The following is a 26,117-nucleotide window of genomic DNA, read 5'->3' as shown; positions in this document are numbered from 1 at the left end:
TTTGTATTGTGAAGAAAATCAGCTTGCTGGGGGCAACGGGATCGGTTGGAATTCAGACGCTAAAGGTTGTTCGTGAACACACGGATCAATTTTCAGTTGCCGCGCTGGCATTTGGTAAGAACATCGATACAGCTCTGCCACTCATCCATGAATTCAGGCCTAAATTAGTATCGGTTAAGGATAAGCAGGTTGCGGATAAATTGAAAATTCAGCTCGATGATGGGATCAGGCTCGTTTATGGCATTGAGGGGATGATTGAAGCAGCTGTTTTTCCAGAAGCCGATTTTTTCGTAAACGCTGTTCTCGGCAGCGTAGGGCTTGAACCCACACTTGCGGCAATAGAAGCTGGGAAAACGATTGGTCTTGCAAATAAAGAGACTTTGGTTACTGCGGGGCATTTGGTGATGAAGCGGGCAGCAGATTTTAGTGTTCCCATTCTTCCGATTGACAGTGAGCATTCGGCCATTTTTCAATCAATGCAGGGACAGGATCGTTCGGCGGTATCGCGACTCATCCTCACCGCCTCCGGGGGAAGTTTTAGAGATAAAAAACGAGAAGATCTTGTGGACGTAACGATAAAAGATGCTCTGAATCATCCCAATTGGTCGATGGGAGCAAAGATAACGGTTGATACGGCAACGATGATGAATAAGGGTCTGGAAGTCATTGAAGCCCATTGGCTCTTTGATATGTCCTATGAAAAAATTGATACGGTTATTCACAGAGAAAGTATTGTTCACTCATTAGTTGAATATGCTGATCATAGTGTCATTGCACAGCTGGGTCTGCCAAGTATGCTTGTTCCGATTCAATATGCACTCACGTATCCGTCCCGCCTTAAACTGAGTCAAACAAAACCATTAAATTTATGGGAAATCGGAAGCCTGCATTTTCAAAAAGTGGACATGCAACGCTATCCAAGCGTATCATTAGCCTATCAAGCCGGCAAGGCCGGAGGGTCGATGCCGACTGTATTGAATGCAGCGAATGAAATCGCAGTTCAGGCGTTTTTGCAGGAAAAAATAGCATTTCTCGATATCGAACGCTATGTTGAACGCGCTCTTGAACAGCATCAACTCATTAAAGCACCTGATTTAGAGACAATTGAAGCTGTTGATAAGGAAACCCGAGCTTTTGTTATGAATCAAATAAATTAAAAGGCAGAGGTGTCTCGCTCGTGGAAACTTTGATTATCGTTATTATCATTTTCGGATTGCTCGTGTCCATTCATGAATTCGGGCACTTGATCGTCGCTAAACGCTCCGGTATTATGTGCCGGGAATACGCGATTGGTTTTGGTCCGAAACTATTCGCGATCAAAAAAGGCGAAACCGTTTATACGCTGAGGCTGCTTCCCATCGGCGGATATGTGCGCATGGCGGGCGAAGATCCGGAAAAAATCGAGATTAAACCCGGACAGCATATTGCTTTTTTTCTGAATGAACGCAATCGTGTCGTACGGATTGTGTGCGATCATCTTGAAAAATATCCAAATGCCCGCTTCATTACTGTTGAACATTGCGACTTGGAAAATGAACTTTGTCTCACTGGCTATGAGGAAGAAGAGGGCCCGATCGTCCGTTACGCTATTGAGCGAGATGCAACGTATGTATCGGATAATCAAGATTTTCAAATTGCACCGCGTGATCGACAGTTTGCTTCGAAGCCTTTGCTGGCCCGTTTTTTAACTATTTTTGCCGGCCCGTTTATGAATCTGATTTTGGCAGTTGTCATCTTTGTCATTTATTTCAGTATACAAGGTGTCCCATCGGCCGATCCTCAGCTAGGCAAAGTGATCCAAGGTTACCCTGCTGAAAAATCCGGCCTTATGGCCGGCGATCGCATTTTAGAGATCGACGGAAAACAGACAAACAGCTGGAATGATATTGTTCGTTACGTAGGAAAACACCCTAAAGAAAAAATAAATATGACGATTAAACGTGATGGAGAACAGAAGCAAGTGAATTTGATTACCGGGCAGCGCAAAGGTGAGAATGGGAAGGCTGAAGGAGTAATTGGCGTCTACCAACCGACGCGCCAATCGTTTCTCGGATCAGTCGGTGCCGGATTTACCCAAACTTATTACTGGATTAAAATGGAATTTGTCGGTTTAAAAATGCTTGTTACCGGCGGTTTCAATTTGAATAACTTGGCAGGTCCTGTCGGTATTTATAACGCAACAGGTGAAGTGGTTTCCCAAGGATTGTTCTTCGTATTAAACTGGACTGCTTTTCTCAGTGTTAATTTAGCTGTCATTAACCTGTTGCCGCTTCCTGCACTTGATGGCGGCCGGCTCTTATTTCTCATTATTGAGGCTCTGCGCGGCAAGCCTGTTGAGCCTCAAAAGGAAGCGCTTGTTCATTTTATCGGTTTTGCATTTCTCATGCTGCTGATGCTGCTTGTGACGTGGAATGACCTGCAGAACCTTTTTACACGTTAGTAAATGGTTGACGGAAAAAATGATTCCAACGATTTGAGGTGGTTAACAATGAAACAGAGCCAGATGTTCATTCCTACGATGAAGGAGAAGCCGGCTGATGCCGAATCTGCAAGCCATCGGCTTCTGCTTCGCGGGGGCTTTATTCGTCAGAATGCGGCCGGCATCTATTCTTACTTGCCGCTCGGTTATAAAATCATTAAAAAAATTGAAACCATTATTCGCGAGGAAATGGATGGCACAGGTTCACAGGAATTGTTAATGCCGGCCATGCAGCCCGCAGAATTATGGCATGAGACGGGACGATGGGATGTATATGGTCCTGAATTAATGAGACTCAAGGATCGCCACGGTCGTTATTTTGCGCTCGGTGCGACAGGTGAAGAATTGATTACAAGTTTAGTTCGGGATTTTCTTAATTCTTACAAGAAGCTGCCTATGAGTGTCTATCAGATTCAAACGAAATTTCGGGATGAAAAAAGGCCGCGTTTCGGTTTGCTTCGTGGACGCGAATTTATCATGAAGGATGCCTATACATTCCATGATTCGGCAGAAAGCTTGGACAAGGCCTATTGGGATATGTATCATGCTTACTGCAGAATCTTTGAACGGTGTGGGCTGAAATATCGTGCAGTGCTGGCAGATTCTGGTGCGATCGGAGGTAAGGATACGCATGAATTTCAAGCATTGGCCGATATTGGCGAAGACACGATTGCTTATTCTGACAGCTCCGATTATGCGGCCAATTTAGAAATGGCTGCGGTGCTTGAGACGGATGGATCTGAAAAAGGTGATTCACTGCCTCTGGAAAAGGTATCCGGGAATCAAGAAATTTCCGGAGATATTAAGATTGCTGCACACTGGTTTAAAACACGAACAGATACTGTTGTTGTATTCATAAAAGCTGAAGATGAAATCAATGACGTTAAGGTTAAGAATGTGCTCAACACGGATTTAATTGAACCGCTTGAAGATGTAAATCCGGACCCAATCAACCCTGAGAAAGATGTTCTTATTTTTGCTGATAATGCCTTGAAACATCTTTCTCGTACCGCTTTTTACAATAAAACTGAGGATGCGACTTATTTTCATCTTGACCCTGATCGCGACCTGTCTATTCAGCAGTATGATGATTTGCGATTTATTAAAGAAGGCGATCTGTCACCAGACGGACAAGGCATCATAAAATTTGCGCGAGGAATTGAAATTGGTCAGGTGTTCAAACTTGGGACAAAATATTCTGAAGCGATGAATGCAACGTATTTAGATGCCGATGGAAAGGCGAAACCGCTTATTATGGGCTGCTACGGAATTGGAGTTTCTAGGACACTTTCTGCTGTCTGCGAACAGTATCATGACGATAATGGAATGATTTGGCCTAAATCATTAGCACCGTTCACCATTCATTTGATTACAGTCAATCCGAAAAATGAGGAACAGTTTAAATTATCCGATCAACTTTATCAGCAGCTTCTGAATCAGGGCTATGATGTACTCTGGGATGATCGTAGAGAACGGCCGGGTGTTAAATTTGCCGATAGTGAGCTCATTGGCTGCCCGGTTCAGGTGATTGTTGGGAAAAAAGCAGCTGAAAATATCATTGAACTTGCTGCGCGCAGAGAAAAAGAACGTGTTGAGACCTCGATAAGCGAAATGGCCTCAGCAATCAGCGATTTATTAGAGACACTCGATTAATGATTGTATTTTTAAGGAGCCTTCTGTGCTCCTTTTTTATTTCTGGAATCTATGAAACATGATTGTCAATTGCTTCGCAGTTGGCAATATAAAATGGATAGTTAATGGCAATCTCTTGCACGTTTTAGTAGAATTATAGAGAAAGGAGATGGGGATTAATGCATGATGCAACATCCAAGATGGAGCGCTTTGCGATGCTTCTCGATCATATTGAAGCACCGCAGGAATGGACGAATTCCTACTTTAAGCATGGTGAAATCGAGAAATTATCTGTTTTTCGCTCAGAGAAACGATGGCATTTTGACTTAATGCTTGATGATATTCTGCCATTTCAAGTATATGAATGGCTGGCAGCCCATCTTCAAAAGCATTTTCAAACGGTTGTATCTCAAGTCACGTTCACCATTCAAGCGCGCAAATTTGAGGGTGCCAATCAAAACTTTGCCGATTATTGGACTCTGATTAGTCAGGAGCTAAGTCAGGAGTTTCCTGCGTTAAAAATGTGTTTAGGCAGGCAGCGGCCGGTGCTTCAAGATCGGCAGCTGATCTTTACTGTAAACAGTGAAACGGAAGCAGGTCTGCTAAAACGTAAAATACCTAAAGCTTTAAATGAAAAACTTCGCGTTTTTGGATTCCCTCCGATCCTGTTGGATATAAAGATTAATTCTGAGGACCGGTCAAAAGGTTATGATTTATTCGTCAAACAGCGAGAGGCAGAAGATCAGCAAAAAGTGGTTCAAGCGATGATTGAACATCAGAAGAAGAAGGATGCAGAAGATGTATCCGTCAGCGTTGATTCTGGGCCATTTAAAATCGGCTATGATATTCACGATGAGCCTGTGTCCATTGAAACAATTCAGGACGAAGAACGGCGAATCACAATTCAAGGATATGTTTTTGATTCGGAAACAAGAGAACTGCGCAGCGGCCGCACCCTATTACTTTTTAAAGTGACCGATTATACCGATTCACTTATGGTCAAGGTTTTTTCACGAGACAAGGAGGATGCGGCAAAGTTTGGCAACCTCAAAAAGGGCCTATGGGTTAAAGTGCGCGGAGGTGTGCAAAATGACAGCTTCGTCAGAGATTTGGTCATGATTGCCAATGATATTGAAGAGATCGAGCCTGTTAAAAAAGAAGATACAGCGCCTGAAGGACAGAAACGTGTGGAACTTCATGCGCATACGGTGATGAGCCAAATGGATGCTGTTGTCTCGGCTTCAGCGTTAATCAAACGTGCAAAACAGTGGGGACATCGAGCCATCGCGATCACCGACCATGGCGTTGCACAATCTTATCCCGAAGCCTATTCTGCCGGTCAAAAGAACGGAATAAAGATATTATACGGGATTGAAGCAAATTTGATCGATGATGGCGTGCCGATTGCCTATAATATGGCACATCGCCTGCTCTCAGATGATACATACGTCGTATTCGACGTGGAGACGACAGGTTTATCTGCGGTTTACGACACGATTATTGAACTTGCGGCAGTTAAGATAAAAAATGGCGAAGTATTAGAGAAATTTGATCAATTCGCCAATCCGCATCATCCGTTGCCGCAGAAAATCATCGAGCTGACCAGCATCACTGATGAGATGCTGGCGGACGCTCCAGATGCAGATCAAGTGGTTGAAGAATTCAAAACTTTTGCTGGCGATGCGATTCTTGTTGCACATAACGCAACTTTTGACATGGGCTTTTTGAATACTGCTTATCAGAAATTAGGACATGACAAGGCTGCAAATCCGGTCATTGACACTCTTGAACTGGGCCGTTTTCTTTACCCGGAGTTTAAAAACCATAAACTGGATACGTTATGCAAAGCCTTTAATATTGAATTGACTCATCACCACCGTGCGATTTATGATACTGAGGCAACCGGCTATCTTGCCTGGAAGATGCTGAAGGACGCCGCCGAAAAGGGAATGATTTATCATGATCAGCTCAACGATAACCTTGGCAAGGGGAACATGGATCGTATCCGTCCCTCTCATATCATTCTACTCGTCAAGAATCAGACGGGTCTAAAAAATCTGTATAAATTAATTTCAATCGCACATGTTCAATACTTTTTCCGTGTACCAAGAATCCCACGATCCGTGTTAAGCAAATACCGTGAAGGGCTGCTTGTGGGATCAGGATGTGACAAAGGTGAATTGTTCGAGACAATGATGCAAAAATCTGCTGAACTTGCCGAGAAGGTTGCCGAATTCTATGATTATATTGAAATTCAACCTCCGTCCAACTATCAGCATCTCGTTGAAAAAGGCATTGTTCGCGATGAACTTGCACTTAAAGACGTTATGATCAAGTTGGTAAAACTTGGCGAAAAAATGAATAAACCGGTTGTCGCAACCGGAGATGTACACTATCTTGATGAACATGACAAAATTTACCGAAAGATCCTGATCACTTCTCAAGCTGCTAATCCACTTAATCGACAGACCCAGCCGGATGTTCATTTTCGGACAACCGATGAAATGCTTGAGTGCATGAGCTTTTTGGGAGAAGAAAAGGCCGAACAGGTCGTTGTGGACAACCCGAATGCAATCGCAGATCAGATTGAAAATGTGCTGCCGGTAAAAGATAAGCTTTACACACCGACAATTGACGGGGCTGAGGATGAAGTAAAGGAAAAAACATATGGCCGTGCACACGCCCTTTATGGAGAACAACTCCCAGAACTTGTGGAAAAGCGGCTCGATAAAGAGTTGAAAAGTATTATTGGTCACGGATTTTCTGTTATTTATCTCATTGCCCACAAACTTGTGAAAAAGTCGCTTTCCGACGGTTATCTGGTCGGATCGCGTGGATCGGTCGGTTCTTCCTTAGTTGCGACGATGCTTGAAATTACCGAAGTCAACCCGCTGCCGCCGCATTATCTATGTCCTTCATGCCATCATGTTGAATTTTTCACCGATGGATCTGTGGCCTGCGGTTTTGATTTACCGGATAAGGCATGTCCTGAATGCGGAACGGCAATGAAAAAAGAAGGGCATGACATACCTTTTGAAACATTCCTTGGCTTTAAAGGGGATAAAGTGCCTGATATTGATTTGAACTTTTCGGGGGATTATCAGCCGGTCGCCCATAATTATACAAAAGTGCTTTTTGGTGAGGATAAGGTATTCCGCGCCGGTACAATCGGTACCATTGCGGATAAAACAGCTTACGGTTATGTTAAAGGTTATGAAGAAGATACAGGTGCAAGTTTCAGAAGTGCAGAACGCGACAGACTTGCGGCAGGCTGTACGGGAGCAAAGCGCACAACCGGTCAGCATCCCGGCGGAATCGTTGTTGTTCCGCGTGACATGGAAATTTTCGACTTTACACCGGTTCAATTTCCGGCCGATGATAAGACAGCGGAATGGAAAACAACTCACTTTGATTTTCATTCGATTCATGATAATATACTGAAACTTGATATTCTCGGACACGATGATCCGACCGTGATCCGGATGCTTCAGGATTTAAGCGGCATTGACCCAAAAACAATACCGACTGATGACAAAGAAGTCATGAAGATTTTCAATTCGACTGAGTCGCTTGGTGTTACCGGTGAACAAATTCGCTGCAAAACAGGAACCTTGGGCATTCCGGAATTCGGCACGCGGTTTGTGCGTCAGATGCTTGAGGACACGAAGCCGACAACCTTCGCCGAACTGGTGCAGATTTCAGGACTGTCACACGGAACCGATGTTTGGTTGGGTAATGCTCAGGTACTGATTGAAGACGGAACCTGCGTCCTTCGCGATGTTATTTCCTGTCGTGACGACATTATGATTGATTTAATGCACCAGGGACTTGAACCGTCTCATGCATTTAAAATCATGGAGTCTGTGCGAAAAGGTAAAGGACTTAATGACGAATGGATTTCTGAAATGAAGGAAAATAATGTACCAAGCTGGTATATGGATTCATGCCTTAAAATAAAATACATGTTTCCAAAAGCGCACGCAACCGCCTATGTTTTGATGGCGATTCGTATTTCCTATTTTAAGGTACATTATCCTGTCTTATTTTATGCAACCTATTTTACGGTTCGGGCTGATGATTTTGATGTCAATGTCATGAAACGCGGATCTGATGCAATTCAGCTCAAGATGGATGAAATTGAGAAGAAGGGTAATGACGCACTTCCTAAAGAGAAGAGCTTGTTAACTGTCTTGGAAGTTGCACTGGAAATGTGCGAACGCGGTCTCAGTTTCCAATCAGTTGATCTTTACCGATCAGACGCGATGCGTTTTCTTGTTGAAGGTGATACGCTCATTCCACCTTTTAATGCGATTCCTGGTGTCGGCACAAACGCTGCAAAAGCAATCGCCAAAGCAAGGGAAGATGGCGAATTTTTGTCGAAAGAGGATCTGCAGCGAAGGGCAAAAATATCGAAGACGGTTCTTGAATTTCTTGACGATCAAGGCTGCCTGGACGGCATGCCTGATGCGAACCAGCTGTCGCTCTTCTGACACCATGGTTTTCTTGCCTTGAGCAGATGGGTATGATATAGTGTTTATGGAAATACTGGAAATAGTTCGTCTGCAAAGAGTGGGAAATTCCCACTCTTTCATTTTCAAAAGGAGGCTGAAAATGGCTAGCGTTATCGCGAAGATGACAGATGACTTGATTTCCCCGATTTTGCGCGAAATGAATCTGGAACTCGTTGATATTGAGTACGTCAAAGAGGGAAAAAACCTTTTCTTACGCGTTTTTATTGATACTCCTCAAGGCGTCGATCTGGATACGTGCGCGGTTGTCAGCGAAAAACTGAGTGAAGTTCTCGATGAGAAAGATCCGATAAAAGAAGCTTACTTTCTTGAAGTGTCTTCACCAGGTGCAGAGCGCCCGTTGAAGAAGTTCGGAGACTTCGAGAAAGCTGTGGGAAAAGATGTCCGTCTGACCACCTATGAACCTATTGATGGTGCCAAAGTATTTGAAGGCAACCTGACTGAAGTAAACAAGGATTTTGTGGTACTCGCAATCAAGAACAAAACGAGAGTGAATCATGTAACTCTCCCCTTTGACAAGATTGCGAGCAGCAGACTTGCGATCATTTTTTAGTATAGAACTGCCGAGAAAAAGGGGAGAACAAAATGAGCAGTGATTTATTAGAAGCGCTCACCGCACTGGAAAAAGATAAAGGGATCAGCAAGGAAGTCTTGCTGGATGCTTTGGAAGCTGCACTGATTTCCGCGTACAAACGAAATTTTGATCAGGCGCAGAATGTGCGGGTAGATATTAATGAAGGTCTAGGACAAATCAAGGTATATGCCCGAAAAGAAATCGTTGAAGCAGTCGAAAATAATAATTTGCAAATTTCACTGGAGCAGGCAAAGGGATTAAATCCTCATTATCAGATCGGTGACACTGTTGAAATCGAAGTGACCCCGCGCAACTTTGGCCGGATTGCCGCACAAACAGCAAAACAGGTCGTTACCCAGCGTGTACGCGAAGCTGAACGCGGTGTGATCTTTTCAGAGTTTATTGATCGCGAAGATGATATCATGACCGGAATCGTTCAAAGAATCGATCATCGATTTATTTATGTGGATTTGGGTCGTGTTGAAGCGCTGCTTCCGCAAACCGAACAAATGCCGAATGAAACCTATCGTCCGCACGATCGCATCAAGGTTTATTTGACCAAGGTAGAAGATGCTAAAAAAGGACCGATGATTACTGTATCAAGAACCCATCCCGGTCTGTTAAAACGTCTGTTTGAACTTGAAGTTCCGGAAATCTATGATGGGACCGTAGAAATCAAGTCAATATCTCGAGAAGCAGGGGATCGTTCGAAAATTGCTGTCCATGCGGCCGATCCGGCAGTTGATGCTGTAGGTGCCTGCGTCGGTCAGAAAGGTGCTCGTGTTCAAACGATCGTTAACGAACTGAAGGGCGAGAAAATTGATATTGTACGCTGGTCGGAAGATCCGGTAACGTATGTCGCAAATGCATTGAGTCCTTCAAAAGTGGTTAAAGTGATTGTCAATGAAAAGGAAAAAGCGACAACTGTTGTCGTTCCTGACTATCAGCTCTCACTTGCCATTGGCAAACGTGGACAAAATGCTCGTTTAGCTGCGAAATTGACTGGATGGAAAATTGACATAAAAAGTGAGTCCGAAGCTGAAGAAATCGGCCTTTTTGATGATGAATCTTTTTCAGAAGTTGACGAAGTTCAGGCTGAGGATTTGATTGATACGCCGGCAGATTCTGAGAATTCATCTGAAAACGAGCAAGGCTAAGGAGGCTATTTTAATGCCGAAACAGCGAAAAATTCCGTTGCGCAAATGCATTGCCTGTCAGGAATCAATTGAAAAAAAGGGACTTTTCCGTATCGTTCGTTCTCCTGAAGGAGAAGTTTTCCTCGATTTGACCGGAAAGAAGAATGGACGCGGTGCCTATCTCTCTAAGAAAGCTGAGTGTGTTCAGAAAGCCAAAAATAAAAACCTGCTCTCCAGACAACTGGGTGTTTCGGTGCCTGAACATGTTTTTGATGAGATGTTTGATTATTTGAAGACACATACGGCCGATGTCCAGTAATGGGTGGCCGCAGTATCTGGGACTCGCACAGCGGGCAGGAAAAGTAAGTTCAGGCGAGGAGACCGTACTGCGTTTGATTCGTCAGAACAAGGCTGAGGCAGTTCTTCTATCTGCCGATGCTTCTGAGCGAACAAAAAAGACCATTAGGAATAAGTGCAACTACTATCACGTTCCGCTTTTGACCGTGCCGGATAGAGTGGTGCTTGGCCAAGCGATCGGTCAGCCTTCGCGGGTGATTATTGCAGTCACGGACAGTGGTTTCGCAGGCCAGCTGATCGAAAGGATCGGACCATCAACACGGGGGTGAATATATGAGTAAAATGCGTGTATATGAATATGCTAAAGAACATCATGTATCAAGTAAGGTTATTATATCAAAGTTAGAGGAATTGGGCTTTGATGTTAAAAGCCATATGTCCATTATTGCAGATAATGCAATGAATCAACTGAATCGGAAAATGAACGGAGGCGCAGCATCACCTGCTCAAAAGGTGACAGCGAAACCAAATAAAAACAAAGCAGAGGGTCCAGTGAATCAGACAAAAACTAAAGAACGAAAACCAAACAAGACAGAATCGACGTATAGAAACAGGGATAGAGGTTCAAGACCGGTGAACGGCCGAACGAACGGAGCCAGTGGCAGTCAGAAGTCTGCCGGCGGCAACCGTAATAATAATGAACGCAACCGTTTTGGTGGAGGCAGCAACAATAACAACTATGGAGGCGGACGCCGAAACGGAAACAGATTTCGCAACAATAGGCGCAAGGGCGGTTCTCAGCAGGCAAATCGCCAGCGGCTTGAAATCAAACTGCCGGAAAAGATTATGCTGTCCGGCACTCTGACAGTCGGCCAATTCGCTGAGAAACTGGGGCGTCCTTCAACGGATATTATAAAAAAATTGATGGCGCTGGGTGTCATGGCTACGAAAAATCAGGACTTGGACAAGGATACAATCGAGCTGCTTGCCAGTGATTACGGCGTTGCTGTTGAAGAAGAAATCGTTGTTGATGAGGCAAGCTTTGAAGAGGACGGCCTTGAAATTGATGAAAAAACAGCGATTATCCGTCCGCCTGTTGTAACGATTATGGGTCACGTCGATCACGGCAAAACAACCCTGCTTGATTCGATCCGCCACACGAAAGTAACTGCGGGTGAAGCAGGCGGAATTACGCAGCATATCGGTGCCTATCAGGTCATGCATAACGGCAAGAAAATTACTTTTCTTGACACACCCGGTCATGCCGCATTTACAACGATGCGTGCACGAGGAGCAGAAATCACTGATATCACGGTATTGGTTGTTGCTGCGGATGACGGTGTGATGCCGCAGACTATAGAGGCGATTCATCACGCACGCGCAGCAAAAGTGCCGATTATTGTCGCGGTTAATAAGATTGATAAGCCCAATGCCAATCCCGATCACGTCATGCAGGAACTCTCGGATCAAGGACTTATTCCTGAGGATTGGGGTGGCGATACCATTTTTGTTAAGATTTCTGCTAAAAAAGGTACGGGTATCGACGATCTGCTCGAGATGATTCTGCTCGTTGCAGAGGTTGAAGAGTTTAAGGCGAATCCTGAAAAATCTGCACGAGGAGCTGTCATTGAAGCTGAATTGGATAAGGGAAAGGGTCCGGTTGCGACCTTGCTTGTTCAGAATGGTTCGCTTCGCATCGGCGATCCAATTGTTGTCGGAAACACATATGGCCGTGTGCGTGCGATGGTCAATGACGTCGGCAGGCGCGTGAAAAAAGCAACACCGTCAACTCCTGTTGAAATTACAGGATTAAACAATGTTCCGCAAGCCGGTGATCAATTTGTTGTCTTCGATGATGAGAAGAAGGCACGTCAGATCGGAGAAATTCGTGCAGAGCGTGCGCTGATCACAGAACGTAAAGAGACGACGAACAAAGTAAGCCTCGACGATCTGTTTGAAAAGATCAAGGAAGGCGAAATGAAGGAAATCAATCTCGTTATCAAAGCAGATGTACAAGGATCCGTGGAAGCCTTGTCCGGCTCGTTAAAGAAAATTGATGTTGACGGCGTAAAAGTGAATATTATTCATGCCGGTGCTGGCGGAATCAGTGAATCAGATATTATCCTTGCTTCAGCTTCTAATGCAATTATCATTGGATTCAATGTGCGTCCTGATAATCACGCGCAAAAAGTTGCCGAAGAAGAGAAAGTGGACATTCGCTTGTATCGTGTTATTTATGATGCGATTGATGAAATGGAAGCTGCTATGAAGGGAATGCTTGATCCTGAATTTAAGGAAAAAGTTGTGGGACAGCTGGAAGTCCGCACCACATTCAAAGTTTCCAAAATCGGTACGATTGCCGGCTGCTACGTTACCGACGGTTTGATTTCCCGTGATGCAGGAATTCGCCTCGTGCGCAACGGTGTTGTTATTTATGAAGGCCATGTTGATACACTGAAACGATTTAAAGATGACGCCAAAGAAGTTAAAGCCGGCTTTGAATGCGGTGTAACACTGGAAAACTTCAATGACATCAAGGAAGGCGATACGATGGAGGCCTATGTAATGGAAGAGGTCAAGCCTAAGTGATTGTCGGCGTTGTCCGCTGTGAATGCATGCTTTTCAGTGCGCACTCATTGAAAGAAAAACGTTCGGTCATTCAAAGTATTTTAAGAAAAGCGACGAACGGACATAATCTTTCAGCCAGTGAAGTGAATTTTCAGGATGCATGGCAGCGCACAGAACTTGCTTTTGCTTGTGTAGGAACCGCTAAAACAGCTGTTGAGCGAGAACTGGCGCGTGCGCTTTCATTAATTGATTTCAAAACGGAAATAGAGCGTACGAATACATTTTACGAATGGTTCTAAAAAAGGAGGCTGACTCCATGGCCAATTTAAGGGTTCATCGCGTCGCTGAACAGATGAAAAAAGAAATGACCGATATCATTGGTAACAGGATTAAAGATCCGCGTGTTGGTTTCGTGACAGTGACTGGAGTTGATGTCACAGGCGACCTTCAAGAAGCGACGGTTTATATCAGCGTATTCGGTGATGATGAGAAAAAGAGAGCATCTCTTGATGGGTTGAACAAAGCAAAGGGCTTTGTCCGCACAGAAATCGGGAAGCGAATTCGTCTGCGAAAGACGCCTGAAATTTCTTTTAAAGTTGATGAGTCTGTAGAATATGGCAGTCACATTGATCAACTGATTAATAAATTGCATCAAAGAGAGTAACAGATGTTTCTATAACGTGCCTTTCAATCACAATGATCTATGTGTTTGAAGGGCACGTGATTTGGGAGGATGAATGATGCCCGAGTATAATGGTTTATTACCTCTCTTTAAACCACGGGGCATGACTTCTCACGATTGTGTCTTTCGGTTGAGGAAAATGTTGGGATTTCGAAAAATAGGTCATACAGGGACCCTTGATCCTGCGGTGGACGGTGTTTTGGTTCTATGTCTTGGCAAGGCAACAAAAATCGCCCAATATTTATTAGATTTCAGTAAAGTGTATCGCGGGGTTATCCGACTAGGTTCTTCGACCACAACGGAAGATGCAAGCGGCGATGTTATTGCACGCAGAGCGGTAGAAAAACGCTTTGATCGGACTGAGATCGAACAGGTGATGCACGCTTTTGTTGGCGAGATTGAGCAATCTGCACCAATGTACAGTGCGGTAAAGGTAAACGGCAAAAAATTGTATGAATATGCACGTGCGGGTATTGACGTAACTCCACCTGTCCGTAAAGCGACCATTTATCAGTTTGAACTTGACAGCGAGGAAGCTTCGTTTTCAACGGATCTTCCATTTATCGTGATGAGCAGCAAAGGAACCTATATTAGAACCTTGGCTGTTGCTGTTGGTGAGAAACTGGGCTATCCTGCGCATCTGCATCAGATGACGCGTATACAGGCAGGGCCCTTTTCAGTTTCCGATTGTTTCAATTTCGAAGAAATTGAACAGTTGATTGAATCAAATCAATTTACTCAAGCGTTGAGACCGTTGGAGCATGGCCTGAGCTTAATGGATCGATGGGTTGTCGGCAAAGAGCTCTCTGCAAAGATTGCTCATGGTGCTGTCCTAGAGGCCCCTGCTGATTTTGGAGTAGGTCCACATGCTGTTTTCAATGAACAGAATGAATGTCTGGCAATCTATCGCTTGCATCCGAAAAAACCGGGGATGATTAAACCCGATAAAGTACTTGCAAATGATGCGATGGTGTAAATTTACCGATCAAAGTATGAGTTTACAAGAATTGAAGGTGTGCTTACTATGGAGCGCGTTTTTTTAGACGGTCGGCCGTTTATTGAAAAAATGGACAATCAAGAGCAAGTAATCGCGTTAGGGTATTTTGACGGCGTGCATCTCGGCCATCAAAAGGTTATCAGAACGGCTGTCAAGATTGCTGAGGAAAAAGGGATCAAAGCAGCGGTTATGACGTTCTATCCGCATCCGTCCGTTGTCCTGAGTCCCGACTCAAAACGGGAAACTGAATTGACCCCAAATGGGTTGAAAGCTGAAATTATCGAGAAATTAGGTGTACACACTCTTTATTTCGTTAAATTTGATCGCATTCTTAGTCAATTGTCACCCCAGAATTTCGTTGATGAGTATCTGATTCGATTACATGCCAAGCATGTTGTTGCGGGATATGATTTTACGTTCGGACGAAAAGCTGTGGGAAACATGAATAATATCGGTGAATTTTCGAGAAGCATGTTCAGCTATTCCGTGGTTCCTAAAGTTGAACTGTTTGGCGCTAAAATCAGTACCTCATACATTCGTTCTTTAATTGAGCAGGGAAATCTGGAAGAAGCTGCAAAATTGCTTGGCCGTCCGTATCGAACGACCGGTATGGTGGTTCATGGCGATCAGCGAGGCCGCACTTTAGGATTTCCGACTGCGAACGTTGATGAGGATGAAGCTTTTCTTCTGCCGCCAAATGGAATTTATGCAGTACGACTGATCGTAGATGGTGATCCTTTGGATGGCGTTTGCAGCGTCGGAATCAGGCCTACTTTCTATAAAAAAGAAGAAGCAGTCAAGACTGTCGAAGTCTATGTGCTCGATTTTAAAGGCGACCTTTACGATAAAAGGGTCGGGATCAGCTGGTGCAAACGATTAAGATCTGAATTAAAATTTGACAGTGCGAAAGCTCTGATCAAGCAAATGGAAAAAGATAAAGAAGATACGCGAAACTATTTTCTTTCGGAATGATATCTTTTATTTATTTTAAGTTAAGCTTGAAATGTATTCTGTAAACATGTATTATTACTTAGTACGATTTAATCGTACAAGAACCCATGCTTGGCTGCTTGCTCCACCGGCGACAGCGAAGCTTGCGGGGATTTTGAGTTTAGGAGGTGAACACAAGTGGCATTATCAAAGGAAGAAAAGACGGACCTGATTCATGAGTTCGCAACTCATGAAAACGATACGGGTTCACCGGAAGTGCAGATCGCTGTACTGACGAAGCAAATCAATGCGTTAAACGATCACTTGAAGCAGCATAAGAAAGATCACCATTCACGCCGCGGACTTCTGAAAATGGTCGGCAAACGCCGCAACCTTCTCACATACCTTCGTGAAAATGACGTCAAGAGATATCGCGAGCTCATTACCAAATTGGGCCTGCGCCGATAAGAAAGTCAAAAAAGCGGGAGCATTCCCGCTTTTTTATATAAGAGAAATTGTATGAATGATAAGATTGAACGACTCTGAATTTACATTATAGAGATGGGAAAAGAGGTGTTAAGATGATGCAGGCAGATAAAAAAGTATATACGTTTGACTGGGCCGGTCGACCGCTTCGCGTTGAGATTGGCGAAGTTGCAAAGCAGGCAAATGGTGCGGCTCTAGTTTATTACGGTGATACAGTCATTCTATCCACGGTTACAGCATCGAAAGAACCGAAAGAGGGATCGTTTTTTCCGCTAACGGTCAATTATGATGAACGCGCATACGCTGTGGGAAAGATACCAGGTGGATTTATAAAAAGAGAAGGCCGCCCAAGTGACAAAGCAACACTTTCTGCACGGATGATTGACCGTCCGATCCGTCCGTTGTTTCCTGATGGGTTCAGGAATGAAGTATTGATTGGAAACATGGTGCTTAGTTTAGATTTGAACTGCAATGCGCAGATGGCTGCAATGCTTGGTTCGTCTCTGGCACTTTCACTCTCAAACGTACCTTTCAACGGGCCCATTGCCGGTGTCATTATTGGCAGAGTGAACGGTGAGTTTGTGGTTAATCCAACAGTTGAACAAGAAAAGACAAGCGATCTGCATTTGACTGTAGCTGGAACGAAAGATGCCATTAATATGGTGGAAGCAGGAGCAGATCAGATCCCTGAGGAAACGATGCTCGACGCTATTTTGTTTGCGCATGAACAAATAAAACAAATCATTGCATTTGAAGAACAAATTGTTGCTGAAATCGGGAAAGAAAAGATGGATGTACAGCTGTTTAAAGCAGAGAATGATTTGGAGCAGCGGATTCGATTCATGGTGGGTGATCGACTAAATCAGGCGATGCGCACAGAAGAAAAACAAGCGCGAGATGCTGCTATTCAAGCCGTCAATTCATCCGTGTTTTCTATTTTCGAAGCAGAAAATAAGGATACCGAAACTCCGGTTGATTTAGAACTTGTTGACGACGTTTTACATACGGTTCTCAAAGAAGCAGTTCGACGAATGATTGTTGTGGAGCATCTTCGGCCGGATGGGCGCGCGATCAACGAGATCAGGCCGCTGTCGGCACGTGTCGGACTGCTTCCACGTGCACATGGATCCGGATTATTTACGCGTGGACAGACGCAGGCTTTAAGTGTATGCACACTTGCTCCGCTTGGCGAAGCACAATCTTTGGATTATTTTGAAGCGGACGAGACGAAACGCTTCCTGCATCACTATAATTTTCCAGGTTTCAGTACTGGCGAAGCCAAAGCATCGCGTTCCCCTGGGCGAAGAGAGATTGGTCACGGAGCACTTGGTGAACGGGCACTTGCTCCAGTCATTCCCGACGAGCAGGACTTTCCTTATATGATCCGCTGCGTCTCTGAAGTGCTTGAGTCAAACGGATCGTCCTCACAGGCAAGTATTTGTGGAAGTACTTTGGCGCTAATGGATGCCGGCGTTCCAATCAAAGCACCGGTTGCAGGGATCGCCATGGGACTCGTAAAGCATGATGATGATGTAGTCATTTTGACAGACATACAAGGTATGGAAGACTCACTTGGCGATATGGATTTTAAATGTGCGGGAACAGCAAAAGGTGTCACTGCTTTGCAAATGGACATTAAAATTTCCGGTGTCACACGTGATATTTTGAGTAAAGCATTAAATCAAGCAAGAGAGGGACGTATGAAAATCATGGAGACCATTTTGGAGACCATAGCTGCTCCGCGCAAGCACTTGGCTGCTTTTGCTCCAAAATTGATCAAGATGACGATTAACCCTGACAAAATAAGAGATGTCATTGGGCCAAGCGGAAAAATGATTCATAAGATTATTGATCAGACCGGCGTTAAAATTGATATTGAACAAAACGGATCAATTATGATTTTTTCAATAAGCGAGAAAAATGGAGAAAAGGCAAAAGAGATCATTGAAGACCTGGTGCGTATCGCGCATGTGGGTGATATCTTTGTTGGCAAGGTGAAAAGAATTGAAAAATTCGGTGCTTTTGTTTCGTTATTTGGTCATACGGACGGGCTCATCCATATATCCGAACTCGATACAAATCACGTGTGTTGCGTTGAGGATGTTGTTAAAATCGGAGATGAAGTTCGTGTGAAGGTCATTGATGTCGACAGGCAAGGTCGTGTCAAGCTCTCACGCAAAGCATTGCTTGAACAACATGAAGACAATGCAGAGCCGCTAAAAAACAGTGCACATTCGTAATTTATATTTTGAGGCATAGCAGGATTTCCTGCCTTTTTTATTGCCGGAAATCGGCAGATCCCCTCTTTGATGTATTTTTCAGATTTTCAACCATATAATTTTGTTTATAAACGGATGTGTTTGGAAATAAACACCTAATGTTGGAAAAGGTCGAATCTATTTGTCTGCTTATTTTCATCGTGATATAGTAGGTATAAAATAATAGATTAGCGGATTGATAAGGTTACAGGGGGATCAGTTAGTGGTTATTAAAAAGAAATTGCCCAACGGTGTGCGTTTATTGCTGGAGAGTATTCCTGCCGTGCGTTCGGTAAGCATTGGCATATGGGTCGGAACAGGATCCAGATATGAAAATGAATCGAACAATGGTATCTCGCATTTTATTGAACATATGTTGTTTAAAGGGACCCAGACGCGAAATTCACGTGAAATTGCCGAGGCTTTTGACAGGATCGGCGGTCAGGTAAATGCGTTCACTTCGAAAGAAAGCACATGCTACTACGCGAAAGTGATGGACAAAGACGCAGGTTACGCGATGCGTGTACTTGCGGACATGTTCTTTCATTCTCGTTTTGATAAAGATGATATGGAAAAGGAGAAACAAGTGATCGGCGAAGAAATCAAAATGTATGAAGACACGCCGGATGACTTGGTTCACGATTTGCTCAGCGCGACGAGTTTTGCCCATCATCCGCTCGGTTATCCGATTCTCGGTACAAAAGAAACGTTAGCTGACTTCGGCCCGGCTGATTTAAGAGCGCATATGCGTATGCATTACACGCCTGACAATATTGTTATTTCAGTGGCAGGCAATGTACCTGTAGCATTTCTCGATGAAATCGAAGCCGTCTTTTCCTTATATGAAATACCTGATGCGGATGAACGTCAACCGGCACCGTCATTCAATCCCGGTAAAATTGCACGCAGAAAGGAAACGGAGCAGGCACATATCTGTCTCGGATTCTCAGGATACAGCAGCCGTGACCGTTCGATGGCGCCGCTGATGGTGATGAACAACGCACTCGGAGGCGGCATGAGCAGCAGACTTTTTCAAGAAGTGCGCGAAGAACGCGGACTTGCTTATTCTGTTTTTTCATTCCATACTGCGTTCAAAGACAGCGGTTTGCTCACTATATACGGAGGAACAGGAGCAAATCAAATTGAAGACTTGGGAAAAACAATCCTTGAATCCATTCATCGTTTGGCGGATCATGGTATTTCGGAAAAGGAACTTGAGAGCAGCAAGGCACAAATTAAAGGCAGTCTGATTTTCGGATTGGAAAGTACAAACGGCAGGATGGGTAGAAATGCAAAAAATGAACTTATTCTCGGTAAAGATCGATCCATTGATGAAACCATTGCTTTGATCGATGCGGTTACGTTAAGTGATGTGCATCATGTGGCGCAGGAAGTGTTTGAAAAACCGTATTCCTGTTCCGTGGTCAGCCCGACTGGTGATTTGCCGATGGCACTTTAAAGACTTGAACCATCCGGCTTGCTATCTATTTACTCTAATAAACAACAACTCGATCAATGACAGAATAGGCCAATCGCACAAGACTTTTTCAGGCTCGAAATCAAACGATTTCGAGCCCTTTTCGCGCGCCCAAGAATTTCACACTACTGTGTCTTTGTCATACCATAAAGTGTTGGAAGAAAAAACGGCTATGCACGAAAAACGGAGGGAAATAGCCGAGCGGAGGGAATGTCGATGCTGACAAACAGACATATCGTGATCATGGGAGGGGACGCCCGGCAGATTGAAGTCATCAATAGATTGACTTCGCTCGATGCTCATCTGTCGCTTGTCGGTTTTGATCAGCTGGATCGAAATTTTAACGGAGCATCCAAGCTTAATATGGATGAGATTAATGCTAAAGAAGTAGACAGCATTATTTTACCGGTAAGCGGAACAGATCATGAAGGCAACGTAGAGACCACGTTCTCAAATAAAACGGTGAAACTTTCCAAAGAATGGCTTGCTGAAACACCTGAACATTGCACCGTTTATTCAGGTATTTCGACACCATATCTCAATACAATTTCTGAAGATACGCAACGTGAAGTTGTAAAACTGTTCGCCAGAGACGATGTGGCGATATACAACTCAATACCAACCGTTGAAGGAACATTAATGATGGTTATTCAGAACACGGATATTACCATTCATCAAGCAAATGTGATTGTGCTCGGGCTCGGGCGGACAGGAATGAGTATCGCCCGCGTGTTTCATGCGCTTGGCGCAAATGTAAAAGTCGGATCGCGAAATCCTGAACAAATTGCCCGTGCTGTAGAAATGGGTGTCAAAGCCTTTTATCTAAAGGAATTGGAAAAAGAAGTGGAAGACAATGAAATATGCATTAATACGATACCTGCTCTGGTACTGACGAGCAAAGTGCTGTCAAAAATGCCGGCGAGCAGCTTTATTATTGACATTGCTTCGCTTCCCGGAGGAACAGACTTTCGCTATGCGAAAAAAAGAGGCATTAAAGCGATGATTACACCAGGATTGCCCGGCATGGTCGCGCCGAAAACAGCCGGCAGAATTATCGCCAACGTTTTGGCGGAATTACTGCTTCAAAAATTCGCCGAGGAGGATGAATCATGAGTCTGAAAGGAAAACATATTGGTTTTGGCATCACAGGCTCTCATTGCACATATAGTCAAGTTGTTCCTCAGATTGAAAAACTGGTTGAAGCCGGGTGCAGGATATCTGTATTTGTGACGTACACAGTAAAAACGACCGATACCCGTTTCGGCAAGGCAAGCGACTGGATCAGCAAAGTGGAGGAAATCAGCGGGCAAAAGGTTGTCGATTCAATTGTTGATGCTGAACCGTACGGACCGAAAAAACCACTTGACTGTATGGTTATCGCACCTCTGACGGGAAATTCAATGAGCAAGTTTGCCAACGCGCAGACGGACAGCCCTGTCCTCATGGCCGCAAAAGCGACACTCCGAAACGGGAGCCCGGTTGTTCTCGGCGTATCAACCAATGACGGATTAGGATTGAACTTGCAAAACATTGCCAAGTTGATTGTTTCGAAAAATATTTATTTTATTCCATTCGGTCAGGATGATCCGGTTCATAAGCCAAATTCGCTTGTCTCTCATATGAATCTTTTAGTCGATACTGTTGAAAATGCGCTGCGTGGCAAACAAAAACAACCGATTCTCCTCGAAAAATAAATTCAATTTATCTTTTGGTTTCTTTGACGCGCAACTCTCTTCGCTTCAGAAAATTTGTGGCTGGATCAATAGGCTGAAAAGTCCTGAAAGATGGGATTTTAAGGTGCTTATTAAGTTGACAGACAACGTATTAAAGCTAAAAAACAAAAAAATAAATAACCTTTGCTTCTCTCTTAAATAAATTATGATAAAATGAAACTGTATTTTTCAGTAAAAAAGGACATTTTTATGATTTGTCCTTTTCTTTAAGCAGTTATTAATTATATAATAATAGGAAAAAACAGTTAGGAAACTAGAGGAGAGATAGGTTTGCTTAAATCAGAAGGCCTGAATGTGGCAGTTGTCGGTGTTACCGGTGCTGTCGGTACACGTATGCTTAAAATGCTTGAAAGTTCTCCTTTGCCGGTTAAATCGCTTTATCCGCTCGCTTCAGTTCGTTCAGCGGGGAAAAAAGTGCTATTTGGCGGCACAGAATGGACAATAAAAGAAGCAAAACCCGAATCATTTGAGAACATAGATATTGCTTTGTTCAGCGCCGGTGGATCGGTATCGAAACAGCTTGCCCCGGAAGCTGCAAAACGCGGTGCGGTTGTTATTGACAATACGAGTGCATTTCGCATGGACAAAGATGTGCCACTTGTTGTACCTGAAGTTAATGAAAAAGCATTGTTTGAGCACCACGGGATTATCGCCAATCCGAACTGCTCAACGATCCAAATGGTTACCGCATTGGAACCCGTTCGCCAGGCATATGGCCTGAATCGAATCATTGTCTCTACGTATCAGGCTGTTTCCGGTGCAGGGGCTAAAGCGATCGCTGAACTTGAGGATCAGTCCAGAGCAGTTTTGAATGGCGAAAAACCGGCGGCAGCGATTATGCCGGTAAAAGGCGATAAGAAACATTTCCAGATGGCATTTAACGCGATTCCGCAAATTGACCTGTTTCAACCAAATGATTATACTTTTGAAGAAATGAAAATGATAAATGAAACCAAAAAAATTATGGACGATCAGGAGTTCAAAGTGTCGGCGACCTGCGTGCGGGTACCGGTAAGTATCAGCCATGGTGAGTCTGTATACATTGAGATTGGCAAATCAGATGTTGAAGCATCGGATTTGAAAGAGCTGTTGAAAAATGCTCCGGGTGTTGTTCTTGAAGACGATCCGGCACATCAAGTTTATCCAATGCCGTCACATGCATCAGGCAAAAAAGAAGTCTTTGTCGGTCGTATTAGACGCGATCCTGACGTGGCAAGCGGCTTTCATATGTGGATTGTCTCCGATAATTTACTTAAGGGCGCTGCGTGGAATTCAGTGCAAATCGCAGAGAGCCTTCTCAAGCTTGGCTTGGTTAAGGCCTGAGTATTGTGCATAAACAATCGTTGTTAAGCTGATTGATCAATCTTGCTCCGTGTTGATCTCCCTTACGTGAAAGGGTGGAATAATTTGAAAATCATTGTGCAAAAGTTTGGCGGAACGTCGGTCCAAACAGAAGAAATGAGAAATCGCGCTGTTCAACATGTCGCGAAAGCAGTAAAGAAAGGTTATAAGGTCGTTGTCGTTGTCTCTGCAATGGGGCGCTCGGGTGATCCATATGCAACGGACACGCTGCTTGCACTCGTTCGTGATGGTAAATGTTCCGCGCGTGAGAAAGATATTCTAATGTCATGCGGCGAAACGATATCCATGATCGTTTTTTCAAATTTGTTAAAACAAGCGGGTGTTCATTCGGAAGCGATGACCGGAGCTCAGGCGGGATTCCGTACAAACAGCGTGTTTAATGAGGCAAAAATCATTGAAATGAAAGTTGCTCCGCTCTTAAACAGGCTGGAGGGTTGCGATGCGGTCGTTGTTGCCGGGTTTCAAGGCCGGACTAAAGATGGTGAAATCACGACATTGGGACGTGGGGGCAGCGATACCTCGGCTGCTGCACTTGGTGCAGCAGTTGATGCTGAATGGATTGATATTTTTACGGACGTCAATGGGGTCATGACTGCAGATCCTCGTATCGTCAGTGATGCGCGCAGATTGTCAATGCTCACATACAATGAAGTATGTAATCTTGCTTATCAGGGGGCAAAGGTCATTCACCCGCGCGCTGTAGAAATTGCCATGACAGCAAAAATACCCATTCATATTCGTTCGACTATGTCCGACAGCTTAGGGACAATTGTTACAACAATGGATCGTTCGGGCAGAGGTCAAGATTTGGTAGAACGGCCGGTCACGGGGATTACTTATGTGCGAGATGTCACTCAGATAAGGGTACGTGCCGGAAAAAATGAATTTGATCTGCAGGCAAAAGTGTTCAAAGCAATGGCTGAACAAGGGATCAGCGTCGATTTAATTAATATAAGTCCGAATGGTGTTGTTTATACCGTCAGCCAGCAGGCTGCCGAAAAAGCTGTAGCCATTTTGCAGGCGAGAGGCTATACACCCGAGGTTCATAAAAACTGTGCCAAGGTATCTGCCGTGGGTGCGGGTATGGCGGGTGTTCCCGGTGTTGCATCGAAAATCGTCAACGCTTTAACGGAACAGGGAATCCAGATTTTGCAATCCGCTGATTCTCACAACACCATTTGGGTTCTTGTTGAGCAAGATAAAATGAAGGAAGCGGTAAACGCGCTTCATAAGGCCTTTCATCTTGAGGCACTACAAGATGAATCAATCATGGAACATCCGAAACAGGAGTGAGAAAAATGGATTTTGGTCGATTATTAACTGCCATGGTCACGCCTTTTGATGAAAATGGTAAAGTGAGTTTAGAACGAACCACCGATCTGATTGAGCATTTAATTAAAACGGGTTCGGACGGTGTTGTGGTAGCAGGAACAACTGGCGAATCGCCCACTTTATCGCATGAAGAAAAACTAACGCTGTTTGAACATGTGGTTCGTGTCGTCGACGGAAGAATCAAAGTTATTGTTGGAACAGGTAATAATAATACGAACCTATCCGTTGATTTTTCAAAGGAAGCTGCAAAGCTTGGCGTAGATGCTGTCATGGCTGTGGCTCCCTATTACAATAAGCCGAATCAGGCCGGCCTATACGCACATTATAAAACAATAGCAGAACATGTGGACGTTCCGGTTATCATTTACAATATTCCAAGCCGTTCGAAGGTGAACATTTCAGCCGAAACGATTATTCGTTTATCGCAGATCGACAATATCGTCGCTGTTAAAGAAGCAAGTGGGAATTTGGATCAGATGGCCGCAATTATTAATCGAACAAATGATGATTTCCATTTGTACAGCGGTGACGACGGATTGACCCTGCCCATATTGTCGATTGGCGGTCATGGTGTTATTTCCGTTTCATCTCATCTCATTGGTCCGGAAATGAAGCAGATGATCCGTACCTTTCTTGCCGGTCATGTTTCAGAGAGTGCGGAGCAGCATCGAAACATGCTTCCGCTTATGCGCGAACTGTTTGCAGCGCCGAGCCCTGCACCTGTGAAAGCGCTTCTTAATAAATTGGGTATTAATGTTGGTAGCGTGCGTTTACCTATGGTTGATCCTACCGAGCAAGAGCTTGGTTCACTAGTTAATGTTTATCAGGAGTTCAAGAAGAGTGCAGATATAAGAATTGTCAAATAAATGAATGATAAAAGATGAATCAAAGTACTCGTTTGATTCATCTTTTTATTTGATCTAAATGGAGGAATCAGAGATGAGAGTGTTATTAAGCGGCTTTGCGCCGTTTGGGGGAAGCGGGCTGAATCCTTCATGGGAAGCTGTAAGACGTTTGGATGGTGTGCAGGCCACGAATACAGTCGAACTTTTTGCAACGAAACTTCCTGTTTCCTATAGGGAAGCTGCGGATCGATTATTTGCATCTGTACGGGTTATTTGCCCCGATGTCATTATTGCAGTCGGACAAGCAGGCGGTCGAGAGGCGATTACTCCGGAACTGTTTGCAATGAATAGAAGCAACTCGGAAAATCCTGATAATGAGGGCATCGTTCTCACTGATCAGATGATCGTCGAAGACGGCCCGGAAAAATATAAATCCGCATTGCCTGTTCATGAAATCATTTGGACCATTCAAAAATTGGGTATTCCGGTTGAATTATCCGAAAATGCAGGCGGATTTGTCTGCAATCATGTTTTTTATAAATTGATGCATGAGTTAGAAAAAAATGGAAAATCAAAAATTGGAGGATTTATACATGTTCCTTTTTTGCCGGAGCAGACCTTAGAAAACGATGCACCAAGCGTGGGTATTGATCAGCTGACCGAAGCACTTAAGCAGGCTGCCATTGTTTCTGCGGCTGCTTTTTCAGAAACGGCCACTGTATAAGATTTAAACCTGTTGATCGTTATAAATACGAGTACATCCTATCTGAAGGCTACACTGATCTAACTTATGAGATTCA

General features: G+C 44.1%; 22 protein-coding genes. All 22 read left to right on the top strand.

The window, feature by feature from the left end:
• The first annotated feature begins 8 nt into the window (after positions 1-8).
• The 22 genes from dxr (at position 9) to pcp (ending at position 26,041) form a co-directional block, all read left to right on the top strand.
• Positions 9-1,157 carry a 1-deoxy-D-xylulose-5-phosphate reductoisomerase gene (gene dxr / locus NIE88_RS09275; protein ID WP_253061462.1) on the top strand — a complete coding sequence of 383 codons (1,149 nt, stop codon included), beginning with the start codon at positions 9-11 and terminating at the stop codon, positions 1,155-1,157.
• Positions 1,158-1,177: 20 nt separating this feature from the next.
• Positions 1,178-2,440 (top strand): RIP metalloprotease RseP, encoded by a 1,263-nt coding sequence (gene rseP / locus NIE88_RS09270; RefSeq protein WP_253061460.1) that lies wholly within the window; start codon positions 1,178-1,180, stop codon positions 2,438-2,440.
• Positions 2,441-2,488: 48 nt separating this feature from the next.
• Positions 2,489-4,132 (top strand): proline--tRNA ligase, encoded by a 1,644-nt coding sequence (locus NIE88_RS09265; RefSeq protein ID WP_253061458.1) that lies wholly within the window; start codon positions 2,489-2,491, stop codon positions 4,130-4,132.
• Positions 4,133-4,290: 158 nt separating this feature from the next.
• The gene (locus NIE88_RS09260; protein ID WP_373689423.1) at positions 4,291-8,601 is read left to right on the top strand and encodes a PolC-type DNA polymerase III; all 4,311 of its coding nucleotides are present in this window, start codon (positions 4,291-4,293) and stop codon (positions 8,599-8,601) included.
• Positions 8,602-8,722: 121 nt separating this feature from the next.
• Entirely contained in the window at positions 8,723-9,193 is a 471-nt protein-coding gene (gene rimP, locus NIE88_RS09255) for a ribosome maturation factor RimP (protein ID WP_253061456.1), read from the top strand.
• Positions 9,194-9,225: 32 nt separating this feature from the next.
• On the top strand, positions 9,226-10,371 hold the full coding sequence (nusA, locus tag NIE88_RS09250) for a transcription termination factor NusA (RefSeq protein ID WP_253061454.1): 1,146 nt from the start codon (positions 9,226-9,228) through the stop codon (positions 10,369-10,371).
• 13 nt (positions 10,372-10,384) lie between these two features.
• Positions 10,385-10,669 (top strand): RNase P modulator RnpM, encoded by a 285-nt coding sequence (gene rnpM, locus NIE88_RS09245; protein WP_253061452.1) that lies wholly within the window; start codon positions 10,385-10,387, stop codon positions 10,667-10,669.
• Positions 10,659-10,976: a YlxQ family RNA-binding protein gene (locus tag NIE88_RS09240; protein WP_253061450.1), complete on the top strand. Its 318-nt coding sequence runs from the start codon at positions 10,659-10,661 to the stop codon at positions 10,974-10,976. Before rnpM ends, NIE88_RS09240 begins: the two co-directional genes overlap by 11 nt.
• Before the next feature lie 4 nt (positions 10,977-10,980).
• Positions 10,981-13,236 carry a translation initiation factor IF-2 gene (infB, locus tag NIE88_RS09235; protein ID WP_253061448.1) on the top strand — a complete coding sequence of 752 codons (2,256 nt, stop codon included), beginning with the start codon at positions 10,981-10,983 and terminating at the stop codon, positions 13,234-13,236.
• Positions 13,233-13,514 (top strand): DUF503 domain-containing protein, encoded by a 282-nt coding sequence (locus NIE88_RS09230; RefSeq protein ID WP_253061446.1) that lies wholly within the window; start codon positions 13,233-13,235, stop codon positions 13,512-13,514. Before infB ends, NIE88_RS09230 begins: the two co-directional genes overlap by 4 nt.
• A gap of 17 nt (positions 13,515-13,531) precedes the next feature.
• A complete protein-coding gene (gene rbfA, locus NIE88_RS09225) occupies positions 13,532-13,879 on the top strand; it encodes a 30S ribosome-binding factor RbfA (protein WP_253061444.1) in 348 nt (115 codons plus the stop codon).
• A gap of 73 nt (positions 13,880-13,952) precedes the next feature.
• Positions 13,953-14,873 (top strand): tRNA pseudouridine(55) synthase TruB, encoded by a 921-nt coding sequence (truB, locus tag NIE88_RS09220; RefSeq protein WP_309247030.1) that lies wholly within the window; start codon positions 13,953-13,955, stop codon positions 14,871-14,873.
• A gap of 48 nt (positions 14,874-14,921) precedes the next feature.
• The gene (locus tag NIE88_RS09215) at positions 14,922-15,866 is read left to right on the top strand and encodes a bifunctional riboflavin kinase/FAD synthetase (RefSeq protein ID WP_253061440.1); all 945 of its coding nucleotides are present in this window, start codon (positions 14,922-14,924) and stop codon (positions 15,864-15,866) included.
• Between the two features lie 156 nt (positions 15,867-16,022).
• Positions 16,023-16,292 carry a 30S ribosomal protein S15 gene (gene rpsO, locus NIE88_RS09210; protein ID WP_253061438.1) on the top strand — a complete coding sequence of 90 codons (270 nt, stop codon included), beginning with the start codon at positions 16,023-16,025 and terminating at the stop codon, positions 16,290-16,292.
• Between the two features lie 116 nt (positions 16,293-16,408).
• Positions 16,409-18,550, top strand: coding sequence for a polyribonucleotide nucleotidyltransferase (pnp, locus tag NIE88_RS09205; protein ID WP_253061627.1), 2,142 nt, complete (start codon positions 16,409-16,411; stop codon positions 18,548-18,550).
• A gap of 241 nt (positions 18,551-18,791) precedes the next feature.
• Positions 18,792-20,027: a M16 family metallopeptidase gene (locus NIE88_RS09200; protein WP_253061436.1), complete on the top strand. Its 1,236-nt coding sequence runs from the start codon at positions 18,792-18,794 to the stop codon at positions 20,025-20,027.
• 234 nt (positions 20,028-20,261) lie between these two features.
• On the top strand, positions 20,262-21,158 hold the full coding sequence (gene dpaA, locus NIE88_RS09195) for a dipicolinic acid synthetase subunit A (protein ID WP_253061434.1): 897 nt from the start codon (positions 20,262-20,264) through the stop codon (positions 21,156-21,158).
• Positions 21,155-21,739 carry a dipicolinate synthase subunit B gene (locus NIE88_RS09190; RefSeq protein ID WP_253061432.1) on the top strand — a complete coding sequence of 195 codons (585 nt, stop codon included), beginning with the start codon at positions 21,155-21,157 and terminating at the stop codon, positions 21,737-21,739. The genes dpaA and NIE88_RS09190 overlap by 4 nt, the downstream gene beginning before the upstream one ends.
• Before the next feature lie 309 nt (positions 21,740-22,048).
• Positions 22,049-23,101, top strand: coding sequence for an aspartate-semialdehyde dehydrogenase (gene asd / locus NIE88_RS09185; RefSeq protein WP_290446393.1), 1,053 nt, complete (start codon positions 22,049-22,051; stop codon positions 23,099-23,101).
• An 84-nt stretch (positions 23,102-23,185) separates the two neighbouring features.
• The gene (dapG, locus tag NIE88_RS09180; protein ID WP_253061430.1) at positions 23,186-24,433 is read left to right on the top strand and encodes an aspartate kinase; all 1,248 of its coding nucleotides are present in this window, start codon (positions 23,186-23,188) and stop codon (positions 24,431-24,433) included.
• Positions 24,434-24,438: 5 nt separating this feature from the next.
• The gene (gene dapA, locus NIE88_RS09175; RefSeq protein WP_253061428.1) at positions 24,439-25,338 is read left to right on the top strand and encodes a 4-hydroxy-tetrahydrodipicolinate synthase; all 900 of its coding nucleotides are present in this window, start codon (positions 24,439-24,441) and stop codon (positions 25,336-25,338) included.
• Between the two features lie 73 nt (positions 25,339-25,411).
• Positions 25,412-26,041: a pyroglutamyl-peptidase I gene (gene pcp, locus NIE88_RS09170; protein WP_253061426.1), complete on the top strand. Its 630-nt coding sequence runs from the start codon at positions 25,412-25,414 to the stop codon at positions 26,039-26,041.
• Positions 26,042-26,117: the final 76 nt, after the last annotated feature.

Source organism: Sporolactobacillus shoreicorticis (genome assembly GCF_024125445.1).
In the GTDB taxonomy this organism is placed as follows: domain Bacteria; phylum Bacillota; class Bacilli; order Bacillales; family Sporolactobacillaceae; genus Sporolactobacillus; species Sporolactobacillus shoreicorticis.
This window is presented reverse-complemented; position numbering and strand designations above follow the sequence as displayed.

Bases quoted from the DNA above. Each gene is read 5' to 3' on its own strand.
- NIE88_RS09190 (WP_253061432.1), top strand. From the start codon at position 21,155: ATGAGTCTGAAAGGAAAACATATTGGTTTTGGCATCACAGGCTCTCAT.
- pnp (WP_253061627.1), top strand. From the start codon at position 16,409: ATGCAGGCAGATAAAAAAGTATATACGTTTGACTGGGCCGGTCGACCG.
- dpaA (WP_253061434.1), top strand. From the start codon at position 20,262: ATGCTGACAAACAGACATATCGTGATCATGGGAGGGGACGCCCGGCAG.
- nusA (WP_253061454.1), top strand. From the start codon at position 9,226: ATGAGCAGTGATTTATTAGAAGCGCTCACCGCACTGGAAAAAGATAAA.
- NIE88_RS09215 (WP_253061440.1), top strand. From the start codon at position 14,922: ATGGAGCGCGTTTTTTTAGACGGTCGGCCGTTTATTGAAAAAATGGAC.
- truB (WP_309247030.1), top strand. From the start codon at position 13,953: ATGATGCCCGAGTATAATGGTTTATTACCTCTCTTTAAACCACGGGGC.
- NIE88_RS09265 (WP_253061458.1), top strand. From the start codon at position 2,489: ATGAAACAGAGCCAGATGTTCATTCCTACGATGAAGGAGAAGCCGGCT.
- rnpM (WP_253061452.1), top strand. From the start codon at position 10,385: ATGCCGAAACAGCGAAAAATTCCGTTGCGCAAATGCATTGCCTGTCAG.
- rimP (WP_253061456.1), top strand. From the start codon at position 8,723: ATGGCTAGCGTTATCGCGAAGATGACAGATGACTTGATTTCCCCGATT.
- NIE88_RS09260 (WP_373689423.1), top strand. From the start codon at position 4,291: ATGCATGATGCAACATCCAAGATGGAGCGCTTTGCGATGCTTCTCGAT.
- NIE88_RS09240 (WP_253061450.1), top strand. From the start codon at position 10,659: ATGTCCAGTAATGGGTGGCCGCAGTATCTGGGACTCGCACAGCGGGCA.
- pcp (WP_253061426.1), top strand. From the start codon at position 25,412: ATGAGAGTGTTATTAAGCGGCTTTGCGCCGTTTGGGGGAAGCGGGCTG.
- infB (WP_253061448.1), top strand. From the start codon at position 10,981: ATGAGTAAAATGCGTGTATATGAATATGCTAAAGAACATCATGTATCA.
- dapA (WP_253061428.1), top strand. From the start codon at position 24,439: ATGGATTTTGGTCGATTATTAACTGCCATGGTCACGCCTTTTGATGAA.
- rbfA (WP_253061444.1), top strand. From the start codon at position 13,532: ATGGCCAATTTAAGGGTTCATCGCGTCGCTGAACAGATGAAAAAAGAA.